Origin of the sequence: Streptomyces sp. NPDC058086 (assembly GCF_042885015.1) — a bacterium.
Lineage (GTDB): Bacteria > Actinomycetota > Actinomycetes > Streptomycetales > Streptomycetaceae > Streptomyces.
In genome coordinates this window covers 42,241-62,059 of the sequence record NZ_JBHVST010000048.1, presented here as the reverse complement: position 1 = coordinate 62,059, position 19,819 = coordinate 42,241, and the positions used below count along the sequence as shown (strand labels likewise).

The window sequence follows — 19,819 nt, the reverse complement described above, 5'->3', positions numbered from 1 at the left end:
GTGTGCGTCGCGAGTGGTGTGCGTCGAGGGTCGGGTGTTCGGAGAGGGTGAGCGCCTACTCTCGTAGGGCACCCCGAGTTTCCTAGGACCTTTTCGTGGCTGGACGTTTCGCTCCTCGGCCGACGCGTACGACTGTGCGCGGCGGGCATGTCGCCGTGCCCGCGAACGCCTCCGGCGGGGTGCCTCGGCAGGCAATCGCACCTGGACATACCCGCACCTGGACGCCGCCCTGGCCGGTCGATCTCGGGCTCGTGCTCGGGCCGCTGCGCCGTGGGCCCGGTGATCCGACCTTCCGTGCGACGCCGGACGGGGCCGTGTGGCGGACCACTCGGACGCCTGCCGGGGCCGGGACGCTGCGGGTCTCGGCGCGGGGCGGGGTGGTGCGGGGTGAGGCGTGGGGGCCGGGGAGCGAATGGCTGCTCGAACAACTCCCCGAGATGCTCGGCTCGGCCGACGATCCCGATGCCTTCGAGCCTCGTCATCGGCTGGTCGCCATCGCGCGGCACCGGCGGCCGGGGTTGCGGCTGATGCGTACCGGGCTGGTGCTGGAGTCGCTCATTCCGTCCGTTCTGGAGCAGAAGGTCACGACGGACGAGGCGTATCGGGCGTGGCGGTTGCTCGTACGGAAGTTCGGGGAGCCTGCGCCGGGGCCCGCGCCGGAGCGGATGTCCGTCATGCCGGCGCCGCGGACGTGGGCGCTGATTCCCTCCTGGGAGTGGCATCGGGCCGGGGTCGACAACAAGCGGGCGTCGACGATTCTGCGGGCCGTTCGAGTGGCGGGACGGCTTGAGGAGGCGGTGGGGATGGAGCCGGGGGCTGCGCAGGCTCGGCTGGAGTTGGTGTCCGGGATCGGGCCGTGGACCTCGGCGGAGACCGTGCAGCGGAGTCATGGAGCGGCGGATTCGGTGACCGTGGGGGATCTTCATCTGCCGGGGATCGTGGGGTACGCGCTGGCGGGGGATCGGGATGCGGACGACTCCGTGATGCTTTCGCTGTTGGAGCCGTATGCCGGGCAGCGGCATCGGGCGGCTCGGTTGATTCTGTTGTCGGGGCGGACGCCTGCGCGGCGGGTTCCGCGGATGCCGCGGGGGGATATCGGGCGGCTGTAGTCGCCCCCGGGGTGCGGGCCGGGAGCCTCTCGCCCCCGCCGCCCCTACCCGTCCCATCCTTCAGGGGCTCCGCCCCTTCGACCCCGCCAGGGGCGCTGCGCCCCCTGAACCCCCGCCTCGCCCGAAGGGCTCGTCCTCAAACGCCGGACAGGCTGAGTGATACGGGCCGGGGTGGGGGGCTCGGCCCCGGACGCGTCCTCAAACACCGGACAGGGTGGAAGTGCGCGCCGGGGCCGGGTGGGGCGACGGGATCCGGGCTCGTTCTCGAACGCCGGGCGAGCCGAGGTCTTTGGGGGCGCGGGGAACTGCGCGATCAGCCCCCGCCCACCCGCACTTCGATCTCTATTCGATCTCTACCGGATGCCGACTGCCGGCTCTGTCGGCTCCGCCGGCTCTACTGGTCCGACGAGAAGCGGAGCGCCCCCGCTGGGATCTTGGCCTCACACCAGACTCTTACGCCCTCGCGGAGTTCGTTGTCGGGGCCGACCACCGCGCCGTCGCCGATGACCGCCCCCGAGAGGATGGTGCGTTCGCCGATGTGGGCGCGGGCGCCGATGAGGGAGTCGGTGATGACGGCGCCGGGTTCGACGACCGCGCCGGACAGGATCGCGCTGCCGGTGATGCGGGCGCCCTCGCCGATGTACGCGCCGTCGCCGACGACCGTGCCGCCGGTCAGCTTGGCGTCGGGGGCGACCCTGGCCGTGGGCAGGACGAGGCGGTCCCCGCAGCGGCCCGGGACGGCCGGGGAGGGCGCGCGACCCAGGACGAGGTCCGCGGAGCCTCGTACGAAGGCCTGGGGGGTGCCCAGGTCGAGCCAGTAGGTGGAGTCCACCATGCCCTGGAGATGGGCTCCGGTGGCCAGGAGGTCGGGGAAGGTCTCGCGCTCCACCGAGACCGGGCGGCCGGCCGGGATCGTGTCGATGACCGAGCGGCGGAAGACGTACGCCCCGGCGTTGATCTGGTCGGTGACGATTTCCTCGGGGGTCTGGGGCTTCTCCAGGAAGGCCGTCACACGGCCCGTCGCGTCCGTGGGGACCAGGCCGAACGCCCTGGGGTCCTCGACACGGGTGAGGTGGAGGGAGACGTCCGCGCCGGTCGTCTCGTGGGTCGCCACCAGGGCCCGGATGTCCAGGCCCGTCAGGATGTCGCCGTTGAAGATCAGGACCGGCTCGTCGGGGCCGGAGCGCAGGCGCGCGGCCACGTTGCGGATGGCGCCGCCCGTGCCGAGGGGCTCCTCCTCGGTGACGTACTCGATGTGGAGGCCCAGCGCGGAACCGTCGCCGAAGTACGGCTCGAAGACCTCGGCCAGGTAGGAGGTCGCCAGGACGATGTGCTCGACGCCCGCCGCTCTCGCCCGCGCCAGCTGGTGCGTGAGGAACGGGACCCCGGCCGCCGGAACCATCGGTTTGGGGGTGTTCACCGTGAGCGGGCGCAATCGGGTGCCTTTGCCCCCGACCAGGAGGATCGCTTCTGTCACCTGTCGTCTCTGCTTCCTGCCGGGACCGGCCGAAGAGTGGTTCGGTCGGCCAGTGTATGCAGTCCGTAGTAAGAGGCCTTCGACGGCAGTGGGGTGTCCTCGATGGCTCCGCGCAGACCTCAGCGGCCCTGGTAGCTGGCCGCGGCCGTTCTGGCCGAGCCGAGTTTGCCGTACAGAAGGCTCCCCGGGCACTCCGTGGCGAACCCGTCCCGATGGCCGGAGATCACGTTCAGTCGTACGTTCTTACCTTTTGGGTAGAGATTGCCACCGCCGGACTTCAGGTATGTCTTGCCACGCGGATCGGCTCCGGAGAGACCGAGCTTCCATGCCGTGAGCCGCGCGATGGCGGTCACCGCGGCGGCGGCCGGCTTGGTCTTGCCGAAGCTGCCGAGGACCGCGATCCCCGTGGTGTCGTCGTTGAAACCGAGGGTGTGGGCACCCATGACGGGCTTCGCCACGCCCCCGGCGCGGCCTTCGTAGATGTTTCCGCACTTGTCTACGAGGAAGTTGTAGCCGATGTCGCGCCAGCCACTGCTCACCACGTGGTAGCGGTAGATACCGCGGATGAGCGAAGGGGCTTGGGAGCAAAGGTAGTTGTTGCCCGAGGCCGTGTGGTGCACGAAGGCGGCCTTCACCTTTTTGGTGTACACGAAGCCGCCCTCGCGCAGGCTCTCGTCCGCGCCCCAGCCGCGCCGGGTGACGATGCGTGGCCGCTCACCGATGTACGGCTCCACGAGCGGGGCGCCGCCGCGGAGGGCCGGGAGTTCGCGCTCGGTCTCGGCCCTGGACAGTGCCGGGATCTCCGTCGCGCCGAACGGGGCGAGCTCGGCGTTGGTGGCGAAGGTGGCATACGTCTCGGCGCTCTCCACGCCCGCGCTCCCGACGCCCGTCAGCGCGCCCCGGGGCGCGGGTTCCGCGCCGGGGTCGACGAGTTCGAGGTGCATGCCTCTGGGGAGCGGCGACTCGCCGGGCGCCGTGGCTCTTTCGTCCACCTGTGCCTGGACGCGGACCTCGACCCCGTCCGAGTCCCCCACCCACAGCGGCGCCGTGGAGCCGCGCACCCGGCCCGAGCCACCCTCGGCGGTGTCCGGGTCGGCCGCGTGCTCGTGGTTGCGGGTCTCGATGTCCTGCCAGCCGGACCAGCGGTTGCCTCCGGTGGCGCGGGTACGGACCTGGACGCGGCCGCGCAGTTCGGTGTCGGGGTCGTCCCAGACGACCCCGACCAGCGAGAACGACCGTACGCTCCGTCTGCCGAGGCCCTGTTCGGGCGCGGCGGGTCCGAGCGAGCGGTCGCCGGAGAGCGGGACCAGGGGGAGGGACTGGGTGCTGCCCGTCACGGCGGGCTCGGTCCTCGACGCCTGGGGTCCGGCCTGTGCCGGTGTGGACAGGGCCAGCGGAAGGGTGAGTGCGGCCGCGCAGGTGACGCCGACCGAGGAAGCAAGGGTTCCATGCATGCCCCCGATCGTGGACATAGTCATACATATCTTTCCATTGCGGATTTGACGGACCGTCGGGTCACGCTCCGCCGAACCGGTGGCGCGGGTGCCGCGTCCCGCCGGACACCCCCGCGTACGCTTGCGCGCGTGAACGCCACCGACCGCACCCCTGCCGACCTGCTGCGATCCGCGCTCGCCGCGGACCCCGCGCGCCCCCTGGTGACCTTCTACGACGACGCCACGGGCGAACGTGTTGAATTGTCCGTCGCGACCTTCGCCAATTGGGTGGCCAAGACCGCCAACCTCCTCCAGGGCGAGTTGTCCGCCGAGCCCGGCGACCGGGTCGCGCTGCTGCTGCCCGCGCACTGGCAGACGGCGGTGTGGCTGCTCGCGTGTTCCTCGGTGGGGGTCGTCGCGGATGTCGGTGGCGACCCCGGTGCCGCCGACCTCGTCGTCGCGGGGCCCGACGCACTGGAGGCCGGGCTCGCCTGCTCCGGCGAGCGCGTCGCCCTCTCGCTCGCGCCGCTGGGACGCCGCTTCCCGACGCCGCCCGCCGGGTACGCCGACTACGCGGTCGAGGTGCCGAGCCAGGGCGACCGTTTCCAGCCGTACGCGCCGGTGGACCCGGAGGAGGCCGCGCTGATCGTCGCCGGGGCCGAGCACACGGGGGCCGAGGTCGTCGAGCGGGCCCGGGCGGAGGCGGCCTCCCTGGATCTGACGGGGCCCGGGTCGCGGATCCTGTCCGCGCTGCCGTACGACACCTGGGAGGGGCTGAGCGCGGGGTTGTACGCGCCGCTCGCCTCCGGGGGGTCCGTGGTGCTCTGTCGTCATCTGGAGCAACTGGGCGAGGACGCGTTGGCCAAGCGGATCGAGAGCGAGCGGGTGACCTCGACGGTTCGGTAGTCGCCGGCCGCCGTCCGGGCCGGCCCGTGGGGGCCGGTCGCCTGTCGGGGCGGCCCCGTGGGTGCCGGTCGCGCCCGCCGCCCCGCCGCGCATCCGTACCTGCCGGGGCCTCGCGCCCCTGACGGGTCCCGTCACCCGTTCGGCCCCTCATCTGCCGCCCTCGCCGGTCCTCCGAGCCATGGTCGTAGGAGCACCGCACGCTCGCACGCCATGAGGGGTGGACTCCGACGTGACCGACAGGACAGGGCCGGGAGCGGGGGCTTCGCCCACCGGTGCCGGGCTCGTACGACGGCGACGGCGACGCTGGGTGCAGTACTCGGCGCTCGGTGTCGCCGTCGTGGTCCTCGGTGCCGTCGGCGTCGGCCTGGCCGCGTACGAGAAGCTGAGCCGGAACATCACGGCCGACGAGGAAGCCGCGGCCGAGCTCGCCCGCTACGAGAAGGACCGGCCCACCGCGCTGGTGCGCGACGCGCAGAACATCCTGCTGATCGGGTCGGACTCGCGGTCGGGGGACGGGAACAAGGAGTACGGCCGGGACTCCGGGACCGAGCGCTCCGACACCACGATCCTGCTGCACCTGTCCGCGAACCGGCGCAGCGCCACCGCCGTCTCCCTCCCCCGCGACCTGATGGTGGACGTGCCGAGCTGCCGGCGTCCGGACGGCACCCGCACCGGGCCCATGTTCGCGATGTTCAACTCCGCCTTCGAGGTGGGCGGTTCGGCGTGCACGATCCGAACCGTCGAGAAGCTCACGAACATCCGTGTCGACCACCACGTGGTCGTCGACTTCCACGGGTTCAAGGACATGGTCGACGCCGTGGACGGCGTAGAGGTGTGCCTGAAGGAGCCCATCGACGACAAGGCGGCCAAGCTGAAGCTGCCCGCGGGCAAGGTCGTGCTCGACGGCGAACAGGCCCTCGGCTACGTCCGCGCCCGCAAGAGCATCGGCGACGGCAGCGACACCGACCGGATGGAACGCCAGCAGCGGTTCCTCGGCGCGCTCGTCAACAAGGTGCAGAGCAACGACGTCCTGCTCAATCCGGCACGGCTCTATCCCGTGCTCGACGCGGCCACTTCGTCGCTCACCACGGACCCGGATCTGGCGAGCCTGCGCGGGCTGTACGACCTGGTCCGCGGCATGCGCAATATCCCCACGGAACGTGTCCAATTCCTGACGGTGCCCCGAACGTCGTACATCTACAACGCCAATCGCGACCAGCTCGTGAAACCCGCGGCCGACAAACTCTTCGCCCTGCTGCGCGCGGACGCTCCGGTGGCGGTCGCGAAGGACCTTCCGACGGACCCGCCGAGCGGCCTTGCGACAGACCCGCCGAGCGGCGTTCCGACGAGTCTTCCGACGGACCATCCGGCGGATTCCCCTGCGAAACGCAAGAACTCGTACGAGGGTGGCGGCGAAGGTACGTACGACTCGGCATTCGACTACGAAGAGGAGTCGCACGGCAACGGGAAGTCGAGGGGAAAACGGCCCACCGCTCCCACACCCGCGCCGACTTTCCGCGGGAACACGGCGGCCGAGGACGCTTGCAGGTAAAGCGTGCGCCAAGGCGGGAACTGCCGAGCTGAGAAGTCTCTGAGAAATAGGGCGGATTGCCCAGTTGTAGGAAGGTGGAATTTGTCACCACCGTCGCTTGACCCTGAACCGGCCGGATAGTGTGAGCGATCCGGTGCACCCGGCCACGAGGTCTGTCCTGGGGGTCGCGCACTGCTGACCGAGACCCGAGCGCTCTTTGAGGGGGAAGGGCGCCGCGTGGCCCCGACGGAGGATTCAGACAACCGTGGACGCGCAAGGCCGTGGGCGGGCGGACAACATCGACCCCGCAGACCAGTGGGTACTCAACCCGAACACCGGTGAATACGAACTGCGACTGACCCCTTCCGCTCCGCAGTCGGGAGTCCCGAGACCGCGTCGGGGCAGCCCCGCGAACGCGGGACCGGGAGCGGGGACACGCGCGCGCCGGGCGCCGGAACGAGAGAGTCCGGCGGCGCCCGGCCCCGACGTGCCCGGGCCGCGCCGGCGCCGTGGCGCGCCGGCCGAGCCACCGCCGGGCCGCCGCAAGGGGCGGACGAAGCCGAAGAAGTCGAAGGCGAAGAAGATAGTGCTGTGGACCGGCGGCACTATGGCCTTCGTGCTCGTCGCCGTCTCGGCCGCGGGCTATCTCTACCTCAAGCACCTTGAGGGCAACGTCAGCACGACGGACGTCGGCAGCGCGGGCAAGAAGGGCTTCAGCAAGGACGAGGCCTTCAACATCCTGATCATCGGCACCGACAAGCGCACCGGCAAGGGCAACGAGGGCTACGGCGACAAGGGCAGCGTCGGGCACGCCGACACCAACATCCTGCTGCACGTCTCCAAGGACCGTACGAACGCGACCGCGTTGAGCATCCCGCGTGACCTGATCGTCAATGTGCCGGACTGCCCGACAAAGCAGCCGGACGGCACCGAGAAGGTCATCCCGGGCACACAGAACGTCCGCTTCAACACCAGCCTCGGGCAGGACGGCCGCGACCCGGGCTGCACCATGCGCACGGTCAAGGCGGTCACCGGGATCTCGGTGGACCACTTCATGATGGCGGACTTCAACGCGGTCAAGACGCTGACCAGCGCGGTCGACGGCGTCGAGGTGTGCGTGGCGCACGCCGTCAACGACAAGGAGTCGCACCTCAAGCTGCCCGCGGGCAAGTCCAAGGTCGAGGGCGAACAGGCTCTCGCGTTCGTACGGACCCGGCACAGCTTCGGCAACCAGGGCGACCTCGACCGCATCAAGGTGCAGCAGCAGTTCCTGGGCTCGCTGATGCGCAAGATGGCCTCCAGCGACACCCTCACCAACCCGGCCAAGCTGATCAGCCTGGCCGAGGCCGCCACCAAGGCGCTCACCGTGGACACCGGCATAGGAAAGGTCAGCACCCTCAAGGACGTGGCCCTGGAGCTGAAGAAGGTGCCCACGAAGAACATCACCTTCACCACGGTGCCGGTGCTCGACAACCCCGCCGAGAAGGTCAAGGCGACCGTCGTCGTCAACCAGTCGCAGGCCCCCGCGGTCTTCGACGCGATCAAGAACGACGTCTCCTTCACCGCCGTGAAGCAGAAGGAGAAGAAGGAGAAGGCCGAGGTCGCCGCCCGCCTCAAGGGCACCCGTTCCGCCGCCGCCGACATCCGCGTCGACATCTACAACGGCGGCGCCCCCGCCGGCAGCGCACAGGAGACTCTTAACTGGCTGCAGAATACTGAGGGCGTGGTCAAGTCCAGCCAGCTCGGTAACGCCGACGCAACACTGAGCAAGACAACCCTGGAGTACTCTCCCGACCAGGCCGATCAGGCGCGCAAGCTGGCGGATCTCATGGGGCTGTCCGCCTCGGCGTTGAAGCCTGGCAAGAGCGAGAAGAACTCACAGGGTCTGCCCGCGATCGTGCTGACCCTGGGCAAGGACTTCAAGGGCGCGGGGGTGTCGTTGACCACTCCGACCAAGGCGCCCGAGGTCGACAAGTCCACGGCGGACAAGACAGTGTGCGCCAGTTGATGACCTAACGGGTCTGTCAGACGTCTAACAGGACGCGGGGGCGTCCGGGCCGGAGACAAGGGGTGTCCGGCCAGACGTACGCGTCCGATCGGGCGCGGGACGGACCCGTTTGTCAGGCGCAGGGTGGGGAGGGGCAGGGAGATGGCGCGAAGCGGTGTGCGTGGGGAGGGGGCTCGACCACGTGTCCGGCAGGCCGACGATCTGGGCTGGGACGACAGCCTGTACGACGAGAACGGCAATCCCACCGACGGAGGCGGGGCTTCCGGCGGCAGAGGTGGCGGTGCCACCAGTGAAGACAGTGGCTCCACCAGTAGAGACATCGGGCGCGACGGGCGTCCGGTCGACAAGGGCGGCGACGACGCGTCGGCCGAACCGCGTGGGCAGGGCCGGCACGGCGGTGGCGGCGGGCGTCGGCGCGGGGGCGGCGACGGCGGGCCCCCGCGGCGCAGACGCCGCATACTGCGCTGGTCGGCGTCGGTTCTGGCGGTTTTGATACTTGGCACCGCGGGCGCCGGTTACCTCTACTACCAGCACCTGAACAGCAACATCAAGAAGGACGACCTGAACCTCGGCGACGAGAAGGACCGGGCGGCCAAGAGCAAGGCGAACGCGGCCGGGCAGACCCCCCTGAACATCCTTCTGATCGGCTCGGACGCCCGGGACACCAAGGAGAACCAGGCGCTCGGCGGCGCCAAGGACGACTTCAACGCGCCCCCGCTCGCGGACGTCCAGATGCTGCTGCACCTCTCCGCCGACCGCAGCAACATGTCGGTGATCAGCATGCCGCGCGACACGCTGCTGAAGATGCCCAAGTGCACGGACCCGGAGACCAAGAAGGTCTACCCGGCGACGGTCGGGCTGGTGATGACCAACATCTCGCTCGGGCGCGGCGGTCCGGGCTGCACGGTGGCCACCTGGGAGAAGCTCACCAAGATCCACATCGATCACTTCATGCAGATCGACTTCTCGGGTGTGGTGTCGATGGCGGACGCGATCGGCGGCGTCCCGGTCTGCGTCGACGCCAACATCTACTCCAAGGACAGCCAGGGCCACGGCTCCGGGCTGAAGCTGAAGAAGGGCACGACCTCCGTCAAGGGCACACAGGCCCTGGCTTGGCTGCGGACGCGGTACGGCTTCGAGGACAACACGGACATCTACCGGACCAGGGCCCAGCACCAGTACATGAACTCGATGGTCCGCCAGATGCGCGAGAACGCCACGATCAGCAACCCCGGCAAGCTGCGCAGCCTCGCGGAGACGGCCACCAAGGCGCTGACCGTCGACAAGGACCTGGGCAGCGTGCTGAAGCTCTACGACCTCAGCAACGAGCTCAAGAAGGTCGAACCGAAGCGCATCACGATGACCACGATGCCCTGGCAGTGGGCCGTGTCGGACAGCAACCGCGTGGAGCCCAAGCCGGTCGAGGCCGAGCAGCTGTTCCGTCTCGTGCGCGAGGACGTCGCGCTCGACGGCAAGGACAAGAAGAAGGCGACCGCGGTGAAGGCCTCCACGGACCCGGCCGCCGCGGACGACCAGATCGGGGTGACCGTGCAGAACGGCACCCGCACGGCCACGCTGGGCCCGGTCGGCGGACGCGCGCGCACGGTGTCCCAGCTGCTCGTCGGCAAGGGCTTCACCAAGGCCGAGGCGGACACCTCGGCGGCGACCGTCGAGGAGACGACGGTGATCCGCTACCCGAGCGCCGACCTGCAGGGCGACGCCCAGGCGGTCGCCAAGGCGCTGGGGGTCCCGTTGAGCGCGGTGAAGAAGTCGACGGACGTCTCGGGCGTCACGCTCGTGGTCGGTGCCGACTGGCGCGAGGGCACGGCGTACAAGGCCAAGGCGCAGGACAACACGACGCCGGAGTCCGCGGACGTACTCAACGGCGCCAAGGCCGACGCCTGTATGCACGTCAACAAGAACTACACCTGGTCGTAGGCGGTTGATGGAAAGCAGTTGGGCCCCTCTCGACCTCGAGAGGGGCCCAACTGTTGGTGGATGGGGCTCAGTTGGCGGGTTCCGTGGAGCTGAGCACCGCCGGGCGGCGGGAGGCGATGACCTTCCTCGCCAGCGCCTTCGGGCTGGTGAGGAAGCCGAAGCCCCACGACATGTGCATGGTGGCGAGGGCGACGGGGATCTGCAGGCGGGCCTTCAGGGGCAGCCCCTTGCCCGCGGGCAGCGAGCCCGCGGCTATCGCCGCGAGATAGCCGCCGGGGATCAGGAAGCCCCAGGGCGTCAGCGCCACGCCCACCACGACGCCCGCCGCGATCGCGCACACGGCGGTCGGCGGGGCGAGATAGCGCAGGTTGATGGAGCCCTCGTGATAGCGGGCGACGACATGGCGCCAGCGTCCGTAGTCCTTGTACTGCTTGGCGAGCGCCTTGACCGAGGGCCGGGGCCGGTACGACACCTTCAGCTCGGGCGAGAACCAGATGAGGCCGCCCGCCTCCCGGATCCGGAAGTTCAGCTCCCAGTCCTGGGCGCGGATGAACTCCTCGTTGTAGCCGCCCTGACGCTCCAGGGCCTCGCGCCGGAAGACACCGAGGTACACGGTCTCGGCGGGAGCGGCCTCGCCACCCGTGTGGAAGGCGGCGTTCCCGACCCCGATCTTCGAGGTCATCGCGGCGGCGACCGCGTGCTCCCAGTCGTTCTCGCCCTCGGCGTGCATGATGCCGCCGACGTTCTGCGCGCCGGTCTCCGCCAGGAGGCGTACGGCCGTCGCGATGTAGTTCGGCGAAAGCATGCCGTGCCCGTCGACGCGGACGACGACGGGATGCCGGGACGCCTTGATCGCCGCGTTCAGCGCGGCCGGGGTGCGACCGGTCGGGTTCGGGACGGTGTGGACGCGCGGGTCTTCGCGTACGAGCTCGGCGGCGATCTCCTCCGTACGGTCCGAGGACGGACCGATGGCGATCACCACCTCCATCTCGCCGTCGTACTCCTGCGCCAGGATCGCTTGGACGGCCCCGCGCAGATGCCGCTCCTCGTCGAGGACGGGCATGATCACAGAAACGGCGGGGGGCCGCACGTCAGACTTCTCGCTCATCGGACGTCACGTTACCGCGAATGGGGGACACGGGCGCGCGCCGCCCGGTCCGCGGGCCGGGCAGCAGATCGTATGGGCCTACGGTGCACACGGATCCCCACGTTCACCCCCGCGGAGGTGTCCCCCCCTTGCCCACGCCGCCCCGCTCCCCCGCACGCCCGCAGCCCCGCCCCCAGAGCCGTCCGCAGCCGCCCCGCTCCCGGCGGCCTCCGGAGCGGTCCTCCGTACGGCCCCCCGTACGGAGGAAGAAGCCGCGCTGGGCCATGCGGGTGGTCACCACGATCTCGGTGGTGGTCCTCGCCTCGGCGGGCATCGGGCACGCGGTGGTCACCAGCCTGGGCGAGGACATCGCCCGGGTCGACCCCTTCAAGGACATGAAGAACCGCCCCGCGGCGGGCCACGGCATGAACGTGCTGCTGGTCGGCACCGACGGCCGCGACAAGATCACGGAGGAGGAGCGGCGGAAGTACCGTCTGGGCGGTGCCCCCTGCCACTGCACCGACACGATGATGATCGTGCACATCGCCGCCGACAGGGAGCGGGCCAGCGTCGTGAGCCTGCCGCGCGACTCGTACGCCGAGGTGCCCGCGCACACCGACCAGACCACCGGCGCCGAGCACGGCCCCCACCCGCTCAAGCTCAACGCGGCGTACGCGGAGGGGGGCCCGCAGCTGACCGTGCGCACCGTCGAGAACATGACCCACGTGAAGATCGACCACTACTTGGAGGTCGATTTCACCAGCTTCATGCAGACGGTGGACGTGCTCGGCGGCGTGAGCATCTGCACCGCACATCCCCTGAAGGACTCGTACACCGGACTCGACCTGCCCGCCGGCACGCACACGCTGAACGGCGGGCAGGCACTCCAGTACGTACGTTCCCGGCATGTCGACGGCGCCTCCGACATCGGCCGGATGCAACGCCAGCAGCGGTTCCTGGCGGCGCTGATCGAGCGGGCCACGTCGTCGGGGGTGCTGCTGAACCCGATGAAGTTCCGCGATGTCACCCGGGCCGTGCTCGGCTCGGTCCGCGCGGACCAGGGGTTCGGCACGGACGAACTGCTGGACCTCGGCCGGGCGATGCGGAACTTCTCCCCCTCCTCCTCCGAGTTCACGACCGTGCCGATCGGGCAGATGGCGTACGTCGCCAAGGGCATCGGTTCCACACTGAAATGGGACGAGAACAAGGCCGCCGCGCTCTTCCAGTCACTGCGCGACGACAAGCCGCTCGCTCCCCCGCACAAGGCGGCGCCCGCCAGGACCGCGCGCGTCGAGGTGGCCCCGCAGCAGATCCAGGTCCAGGTGGAGAACGGGACGCCCACGGACGGCCTCGGCAAACGCATGGACAGCGCCCTGGCCGCCACCGGGTTCCGCACGACGGGCCGGCCCGTCAACGCCCAGGACCGCACCGCCCGGCACAACGTCATCGTCTACGACCCGCGCTGGGACCGCTCCGCGAAGTCCCTCGCCGCCGCGCTCCCGGGCAGCGAGCTGCGTGAGGTCAAGGGGCGGGGGCCGCTGCTGAAGGTGATCGCCGGCGCGGACTTCAAGGAGGTCACACGGGTCCGGGTGCAGGATCCCTACCAGGGGGAGACCCGGGTGGTGACGGGGGATCAGGTGGTGTGTACGTAGGTGACGCGCGCGTCCTCGGGACACGCGAAGGGCCCCGCCGATTCGTCCGGCGGGGCCCTTCGTGGTGGTACGGGTCAGTTGCCCGACACGGTCACCGTCTGGTCGTTCTTCAGCTCGTCGACCAGCGTCTTGACCTTGGCCTTGTCCCAGACGAGGTTGCCGCCCGTGGAGCCGGAGATCGGCATGTTCATGGACTTGCCGCTGCCGCCGGTGACGCCCTTCATCGCCCAGAACATGCTGCCGAGGTCCCACAGGCTCATGTCCTTGTCGACGGTGAGGCTGTCGAGGCCCGAGCCCATGGTCGGGTAGAGCTTGAAGGGGTTCAGGACGGTCCCGGGGGTCGCGACCTGGTGGGCCAGCGCGGACAGGAACTTCTGCTGGTTCTTGGTGCGCTGGAGGTCGGAGGCCGCGAAGGCGTGGCGGGTACGGACGAAGGCCAGAGCCTGCTCGCCGTTGAGGGTCTGCTTGCCCGCCTTGAAGTCGGCGCCGGAGTACTTGTCCTTGAAGCCCTGGTCGAGGGTCATCTCCACACCGCCGACCGCATCGACGATGTTCGCGAACCCGGCGAAACCGATCTCCACGTAGTGGTCGATGTGCAGGCCGGTGTTGTACTCGATGGTGCGGACCAGCAGCGTCGGCCCGTCCTCGGCGTACGCCGCGTTCAGCTTCACCTGACGGCCCGTGCCCTGGAAGGTCTTGCCGGACGCGGATCCCTGGTACGTGGGGATCGTCACGTTCGAGTCGCGGGGCAGGGAGACCAGCGTGTCGCCGTTGTCCCCGACGTGCAGGATCATCATCGAGTCCGTGCGCTTGCCCTCGGCGGACCCGGTGTGCAGCTTCTTCTTGTCCGCGGCCGACATGCCCGCGCGGCTGTCGGAACCGACGATCAGGTAGTTGGTGCCCTTGCCCGCGTCGGGCCGGTCTATGACCTTCGAGAGATCCACGTCACGGTGGAGCTTGGAGTCGGCCCAGAAGTAGGTGCCCACGGAGACCACGACCAGCAGCGTGACCAGCGTGATCGCGGTCCACTTGATCCGCCGCCGCCAGTTCGGCGCGGGGCGCGGGCCACGGCCGCCCTGGCCGCCGGGACCCTGCGGACCACCGGGGCCGCCCGGCGAACCGTAGACCTGCCCGGTGTTGTAACCGGAGTCGTACCCGTTGTCATACCCCTGGCCGTCGTCGTACGTCGGCTGCTGGGGCACCCCGCCGTACGGCGGGGCGGACGGGCGCGGACCGGGCGTTCCCGGGCCACGCTGAACCTGCCGCATGACGCGGGCGCCCTCAGGCTGAGCGCCTGCGCTGCCGCGTCCGTAACGGTCGCTGCGGTTGCTGTCGGACCACCCGTCGGGCCAATCGTTCATGCGGACCAGTGTGCAGGTCCGCACCGTGTGCCTAACAAGAGACCGGGGAGATCTGGGTCACGCCTGTTGCAGAGCTGATGCAAAGAGACCGCCGCACGCCCCCGCATAGGGTGGACGGCATGACAGACCTGGCGCCCACCTCGGAATCCGATATTCCGGGCAAGCCGACCTCCGCGTCCCGGACCACCCTCAGCCACATCATGACCCACAACGACACCAACCTTCTGGGCACGGTGCACGGCGGAGTGATCATGAAGCTCGTCGACGACGCGGCGGGCGCGGTGGCGGGGCGGCACTCCGGTGGGCCCGCCGTCACCGCCTCCATGGACGAGATGGTCTTCCTGGAGCCGGTCCGGGTGGGCGACCTCGTTCATGTGAAGGCCCAGGTGAACTGGACGGGGCGGACGTCCATGGAGGTCGGCGTGCGCGTGCTGGCCGAGCGCTGGAACGAGTCGACGCCGCCCCAGCAGGTCGGTTCGGCCTATCTCGTCTTCGCCGCGGTCGACGCCGACGGCAAGCCGCGGCGCGTGCCGCCCGTCCTCCCGGAGACCGAGCGCGACGAGCGGCGCTACCAGGAGGCGCAGATCCGGCGCACCCACCGGCTGGCACGCCGCCGGGCGATCATGGAACTCCGGGAGAAGCGGGCGGCGGAGGGGCTGGACTAGGACGGCGGAGGGGCTGGCCTAGTAAGGATGCGAGGGCCGGAAGAACCAGGGGTTCGGTGATGCCGGACGCCCCAGGACCGGGCCGGGAAGTCACCCTGGCCGGTGGCCCCGGCCGACAGTGGCTTTCGGGCGGATGTCAGGGTGACGTCATGCCCCTCTCCCCCGCCGCCCCGTCCGCTTCCGGCGGACGCCCCTTCGACGCGGTGCTCTGTGACGTCGACAACGTGATCCGCGTCTACGAACCGGAACGCCTGTACGCGCTGGAGCGCGCCGCCGGGCTGGCCGAGGGCACCACCATGAAGCTGGCCTTCGCACCGGAGACGGTGCTGCCGCTGGTGCTGGGCCGGATCACACCGGACGAGTGGGCGGGGTCGATCCAGCAGGGCCTGACCGGGCTGGTGCCCGACGGGACGGCGGTGGAGCTGAGCACGGCGCTCGTACGCTCTCCGTTCCACGCCGACGAGACGGTGGTGGCGCTGCTGCGCCGGGCCCGCGCCCACATGCCGCTGGTCCTCGTCACCAACACCTCGGTCCAGCTGGAGGAGGACCTGGAGGCGCTGGGTCTGACGGACCTCGCCGACCACGTGGTCAGCAGCGCGCGGGTGGGCATCGCCAAGCCCGACCGGCGCATCTACGACATCGCCGTCGAACGGGCCGGCGTCCCGGCCGGGCGCTGCCTGTTCGTGGACGACACCCTGGAGAACGTGGAGGCGGCGGCCGCACTCGGCATGCGGACCGTCCACTACCGCACGCCGGAGGATCTGCGGGGCGCGCTGAACGGCCTGTGAGGCCGAGCGGGGACAAGAACGAGGGGCACCCCGGCGGGGTGCCCCTCAAGTCCGTGGTGCGGGGGGTGGGTTACGGAAGGTTGCGTGCCATGACGATGCGCTGGACCTGGTTCGTGCCCTCGTAGATCTGGGTGATCTTGGCGTCGCGCATCATGCGTTCGACCGGGTAGTCGCGGGTGTAGCCGTAGCCGCCGAGGAGCTGGACGGCGTCCGTGGTGACCTCCATCGCCACGTCCGAGGCGAAGCACTTGGCCGCGGCGCCCTGGAAAGTGAGGTCCCTGTCGCCGCGCTGCGACTTGGCCGCCGCCGCGTACGTCAGCTGGCGGGCGGCCTCGATCTTCATGGCCATGTCGGCGAGCATGAACTGGATGCCCTGGAAGTCGGCGATCGCCTTGCCGAACTGCTTGCGCTCCTGGACATAGCCCTTGGCGTAGTCGAGGGCACCCTGCGCGATGCCGAGCGCCTGCGCGGCGATCGTGATGCGGGTGTGGTCCAGGGTCTTCATGGCCGTGGCGAAGCCGGTGCCCTCCTCGCCGATCATGCGGTCGGCCGGGATGCGCACGTTGTCGAGGTAGACCTCGCGGGTCGGGCTGCCCTTGATGCCGAGCTTCTTCTCGGGGGCACCGAAGGAGACGCCCTCGTCCGACTTCTCGACGACGAAGGCCGAGATGCCCTTCGAGCGCTTGGTGGGGTCGGTGACCGCCATCACCGTGTAGTACTCGGACTCGCCCGCGTTGGTGATCCAGCGCTTCACACCGTTGAGGACGTAGTCGTCGCCGTCGCGGACGGCCTTCGTCTTCATGCCCGCCGCGTCCGAGCCCGCGTCCGGCTCGGAGAGGCAGTACGAGAACATCCCGTCGCCCTTGGCGAGGGGGGTCAGGTACTTGTGCTTCAGGGCCTCGGAACCGGAGAGGATCACCGGGAGCGAGCCCAGCTTGTTCACGGCCGGGATCAGGGAGGAGCTGGCACAGACACGCGCCACCTCCTCGATCACGATCACCGTGGCGAGCGCGTCGGCACCCGCGCCGCCGTACGACTCCGGCACGTGCACGGCGTGCAGGTCGGAGGAGACCAGGGCGTCCAGGGCCTCCTGCGGGAAACGGGCTTCCTCGTCCACCACGGCCGCGTACGGCGCGATCTTCGCCTCGGCCAGGGAGCGGATCGCGTCACGGAGCATGTCGTGCTCCTCGGACGGGCGGTACAGGTCGAAATCAGCCGATCCGGCCAAGGTCTCTCACGCTCCAAAGACGCTAATTACCGTTAAGTAACCCAAATTTTAGGGGTCCGCCCACGGGAGGGATACGTGAGCTTGGCGACAGGAGGGAACCTGCCCGATGAGGGGTCCGAACATGCCCCGACTATGCTCGGGCAGCGCACTGAAGCCATTCATCCCAGGAGCACCCATGGCCCTCAAGATCACCGTGATCGGCACCGGCTATCTCGGCGCAACCCACGCCGCGGCCATGGCCGAGCTCGGGTTCGAGGTGCTGGGGCTCGATGTCGTCCCCGAGAAGATCGAGATGCTGCAGCGGGGCGAGGTCCCGATGTACGAGCCGGGGCTCGAGGAGCTGCTGCACAAGCACGTGGCGGGCATCGAGGGATCCACCGGCCGGCTGCGCTTCACCATGGACTGGGCCGAGGTCGGGGAGTTCGGCGACGTCCACTTCGTCTGCGTGAACACGCCGCAGAAGCACGGGGAGTACGCGTGCGACATGTCGTACGTCGACGCCGCGTTCGAGACGCTCGCCCCGCACCTGAAGGGGCCCGCCCTCGTCGTCGGCAAGTCCACCGTGCCGGTGGGCTCCGCGGAGCGGCTGGCGCGCACGCTCGCCGAACTCTCCCCCGCCGGTGAGGACGCCGAGCTCGCCTGGAACCCGGAGTTCCTGCGCGAGGGCTTCGCCGTCCAGGACACGCTGCACCCCGACCGTCTCGTGGCCGGCGTGCGCAGCGAGCGGGCCGAGAAGATCCTGCGCGAGGTGTACGCGACGCCCGTCTCCGAGGGCTCACCCTTCGTCGTCACCGACTTCCCGACCGCCGAGTTGGTGAAGACCTCCGCGAACTCCTTCCTGGCGACCAAGATCTCCTTCATCAACGCCATGGCCGAGGTCTGCGAGGCCGCCGGCGGCGATGTGGCCCTGCTCGCCGAGGCCATCGGGCACGACGAGCGGATCGGGAAGAAGTTCCTGCGGGCCGGGATCGGATTCGGCGGCGGCTGTCTGCCGAAGGACATCCGCGCCTTCATGGCCCGGGCCGGTGAGCTCGGCGCGGACCAGGCGCTGACCTTCCTGCGCGAGATCGACTCCATCAACATGCGCCGTCGCGGCCAGATGGTGGAGATGGCCCGGGAGGCGCTGGGCGGCGGATCCTTCCTCGGCAAGCGGGTCGCCGTACTCGGCGCGACCTTCAAGCCCGACTCGGACGACGTCCGGGACTCGCCCGCGCTGAACGTCGCCGGGCAGATCCACCTCCAGGGCGGCCAGGTCACCGTCTACGACCCGAAGGGCATGGCCAACGCCAAGCGGCTCTTCCCGACGCTCGGGTACGCCGACTCCGCGGTCGAGGCCGTGCGCGGCGCCGACGTCGTCCTGCACCTGACCGAATGGCGCGAGTTCCGCGAGCTGGACCCGGCGGTGCTGGGCGAGGCTGCCTCGGCCCGGGTTCTCCTGGACGGCCGCAACGCGCTCGACCCCGAGGTGTGGCGCCGGGCCGGATGGACGTACCGGGCGATGGGCCGCCCGACCGCCTAACAGTGCTTCGCGGGTGACCCGGTAGGACTTCTCAGGTGACGGCGGTCCGGCCGAGGCTCAGTCGGCCGGACCGCCGTCATCGCACATTCTCCACGCTCCCGGCGACCGGTGTGGCCGGTTGTCCCACTCCGCGCCCACGGACGGGCTACTTCGCGCGGTACCGGCGCATCTTCGCGCGCGCCCCGCAGACCGACATCGAGCACCAGCGGCCGCGGCCCGCCGGGGAGCGGTCGTAGTACGCCCAGTGACAGGTCGGCGCCTCACAGGCCTTCAGCCGCAGCCAGGTGCCCTCGGCGAGCGCCTCCGCGAGGGCCGCCGCGACGCGGGACGTGAGTGAGGCCGCCGCGGGGACGAGCCGCGCCGAGCCGTCGTGCTCGTCGACCGTCACGTGCAGCGGGGCCCGGGCCAGCAGCTCGCCGAGAGGGGTCACCGCGCGGTGCGCCGGGTGGCCCGCGTGCGCCAGGCAGGCCGCGCGCAACGACTCGCGCAGCTCGCGGGACGCCTCCGCCTCGCCCTCCGCGAGGCCGAAGGGCGCCCGGCCCTCGGCGGTGTCCAGCGAGTCCGCGCCCGACTCGATGTCCAGGGTGTTCACCAGCGACTGGATCAGAGCCAGACCGCCGGGTGCGGGCGCACGGTCATTCATGGTTGCGACGTTACCTCCTATGCGAGAGCATGCAGTAACCGTTACCTCTTGAAGAGGTCTAGAGGTAACTCGTCGGTGTCGTTGGTAACCCCTCGGAGGAAGTCATGGCTCTCGCCAAGCTGGGTGTCGTCGTCCTGGACTGTCCCGACCCGCGCGCCCTCGCCGGGTTCTACGCCGAGGTGCTCGGCGGCACGGTCGAGGGGGACGGGGACTGGATCGACCTGAAGGTGCCCGACGGGCCCTCGCTGGCCTTCCAGACCGCCCCGGGCCACGTACCGCCGCAGTGGCCCGCGCCCGACGACTCGCAGCAGTTCCATCTGGACCTCACCGTCGACGACCTGGACGCCGCCGAGAAGGGCGTGCTGGCGCTCGGCGCGCGGGCACTCGACACCGAGGACCGTTCACGCACCTGGCGGGTGTACGCCGACCCGGCGGGGCACCCCTTCTGTCTCTGCGCCTGCTGAGGACGAATGT

Annotated in this window: 16 protein-coding genes; 10 read left to right on the top strand and 6 right to left on the bottom strand. The window is 70.1% G+C overall.

The genetic code is table 11. From position 1 onward, the window contains the following. The first annotated feature begins 95 nt into the window (after positions 1 to 95). A complete protein-coding gene (locus tag ACFVWD_RS31470; protein WP_389600965.1) occupies positions 96 to 1,109 on the top strand; it encodes a DNA-3-methyladenine glycosylase family protein in 1,014 nt (337 codons plus the stop codon). A gap of 394 nt (positions 1,110 to 1,503) precedes the next feature. On the opposite strand, the gene ACFVWD_RS31465 is transcribed toward ACFVWD_RS31470, so the two are convergent. Both ACFVWD_RS31465 and ACFVWD_RS31460 read right to left on the bottom strand, forming a co-directional pair. Next, positions 1,504 to 2,586 carry a sugar phosphate nucleotidyltransferase gene (locus ACFVWD_RS31465; RefSeq protein ID WP_389600964.1) on the bottom strand — a complete coding sequence of 361 codons (1,083 nt, stop codon included), beginning with the start codon at positions 2,584 to 2,586 and terminating at the stop codon, positions 1,504 to 1,506. A 119-nt stretch (positions 2,587 to 2,705) separates the two neighbouring features. Beyond that, complete coding sequence (locus tag ACFVWD_RS31460; protein WP_389600962.1) at positions 2,706 to 4,040, bottom strand: peptidoglycan recognition protein; 1,335 nt, start codon at positions 4,038 to 4,040, stop codon at positions 2,706 to 2,708. A 129-nt stretch (positions 4,041 to 4,169) separates the two neighbouring features. Between ACFVWD_RS31460 and ACFVWD_RS31455 the strand changes: the two genes are divergently transcribed. The 4 genes from ACFVWD_RS31455 (at position 4,170) to ACFVWD_RS31440 (ending at position 10,402) form a co-directional block, all read left to right on the top strand. Beyond that, a complete protein-coding gene (locus ACFVWD_RS31455) occupies positions 4,170 to 4,925 on the top strand; it encodes a TIGR03089 family protein (protein ID WP_360274971.1) in 756 nt (251 codons plus the stop codon). Between the two features lie 229 nt (positions 4,926 to 5,154). Further along, positions 5,155 to 6,477 carry an LCP family protein gene (locus ACFVWD_RS31450; protein ID WP_389600961.1) on the top strand — a complete coding sequence of 441 codons (1,323 nt, stop codon included), beginning with the start codon at positions 5,155 to 5,157 and terminating at the stop codon, positions 6,475 to 6,477. Between the two features lie 244 nt (positions 6,478 to 6,721). Continuing rightward, entirely contained in the window at positions 6,722 to 8,464 is a 1,743-nt protein-coding gene (locus ACFVWD_RS31445; protein ID WP_389600959.1) for an LCP family protein, read from the top strand. A gap of 141 nt (positions 8,465 to 8,605) precedes the next feature. Next, positions 8,606 to 10,402 (top strand): LCP family protein, encoded by a 1,797-nt coding sequence (locus tag ACFVWD_RS31440; protein ID WP_389600957.1) that lies wholly within the window; start codon positions 8,606 to 8,608, stop codon positions 10,400 to 10,402. A 67-nt stretch (positions 10,403 to 10,469) separates the two neighbouring features. Here ACFVWD_RS31440 and ACFVWD_RS31435 read toward each other — a convergent pair whose 3' ends face one another. Continuing rightward, positions 10,470 to 11,510 carry a glycosyltransferase family 2 protein gene (locus ACFVWD_RS31435; protein ID WP_389600955.1) on the bottom strand — a complete coding sequence of 347 codons (1,041 nt, stop codon included), beginning with the start codon at positions 11,508 to 11,510 and terminating at the stop codon, positions 10,470 to 10,472. 128 nt (positions 11,511 to 11,638) lie between these two features. Here ACFVWD_RS31435 and ACFVWD_RS31430 point away from each other — a divergent pair, with 128 nt between their 5' ends. After that, positions 11,639 to 13,141 carry an LCP family protein gene (locus ACFVWD_RS31430; RefSeq protein ID WP_389600953.1) on the top strand — a complete coding sequence of 501 codons (1,503 nt, stop codon included), beginning with the start codon at positions 11,639 to 11,641 and terminating at the stop codon, positions 13,139 to 13,141. A gap of 74 nt (positions 13,142 to 13,215) precedes the next feature. Here the strand turns inward: ACFVWD_RS31430 and ACFVWD_RS31425 are convergent, their stop codons facing one another. Then, complete coding sequence (locus ACFVWD_RS31425; RefSeq protein WP_389600952.1) at positions 13,216 to 14,502, bottom strand: LCP family protein; 1,287 nt, start codon at positions 14,500 to 14,502, stop codon at positions 13,216 to 13,218. A gap of 119 nt (positions 14,503 to 14,621) precedes the next feature. Here ACFVWD_RS31425 and ACFVWD_RS31420 point away from each other — a divergent pair, with 119 nt between their 5' ends. Both ACFVWD_RS31420 and ACFVWD_RS31415 read left to right on the top strand, forming a co-directional pair. Beyond that, a complete protein-coding gene (locus tag ACFVWD_RS31420; RefSeq protein WP_389600950.1) occupies positions 14,622 to 15,167 on the top strand; it encodes an acyl-CoA thioesterase in 546 nt (181 codons plus the stop codon). Between the two features lie 149 nt (positions 15,168 to 15,316). Then, positions 15,317 to 15,955, top strand: a complete 639-nt coding sequence (locus ACFVWD_RS31415) for an HAD family hydrolase (protein ID WP_389600948.1) — start codon at positions 15,317 to 15,319, stop codon at positions 15,953 to 15,955. 70 nt (positions 15,956 to 16,025) lie between these two features. On the opposite strand, the gene ACFVWD_RS31410 is transcribed toward ACFVWD_RS31415, so the two are convergent. Next, positions 16,026 to 17,183: an acyl-CoA dehydrogenase gene (locus ACFVWD_RS31410; protein ID WP_389600946.1), complete on the bottom strand. Its 1,158-nt coding sequence runs from the start codon at positions 17,181 to 17,183 to the stop codon at positions 16,026 to 16,028. Positions 17,184 to 17,358: 175 nt separating this feature from the next. On the opposite strand from ACFVWD_RS31410, the gene ACFVWD_RS31405 reads away from it, so the two are divergent. Beyond that, positions 17,359 to 18,702: a UDP-glucose/GDP-mannose dehydrogenase family protein gene (locus tag ACFVWD_RS31405; RefSeq protein ID WP_168492265.1), complete on the top strand. Its 1,344-nt coding sequence runs from the start codon at positions 17,359 to 17,361 to the stop codon at positions 18,700 to 18,702. 145 nt (positions 18,703 to 18,847) lie between these two features. On the opposite strand, the gene ACFVWD_RS31400 is transcribed toward ACFVWD_RS31405, so the two are convergent. Next, positions 18,848 to 19,345: a CGNR zinc finger domain-containing protein gene (locus ACFVWD_RS31400; protein ID WP_389600945.1), complete on the bottom strand. Its 498-nt coding sequence runs from the start codon at positions 19,343 to 19,345 to the stop codon at positions 18,848 to 18,850. A gap of 104 nt (positions 19,346 to 19,449) precedes the next feature. Here ACFVWD_RS31400 and ACFVWD_RS31395 point away from each other — a divergent pair, with 104 nt between their 5' ends. Next, positions 19,450 to 19,809: a VOC family protein gene (locus ACFVWD_RS31395; RefSeq protein ID WP_389600943.1), complete on the top strand. Its 360-nt coding sequence runs from the start codon at positions 19,450 to 19,452 to the stop codon at positions 19,807 to 19,809. Positions 19,810 to 19,819: the final 10 nt, after the last annotated feature.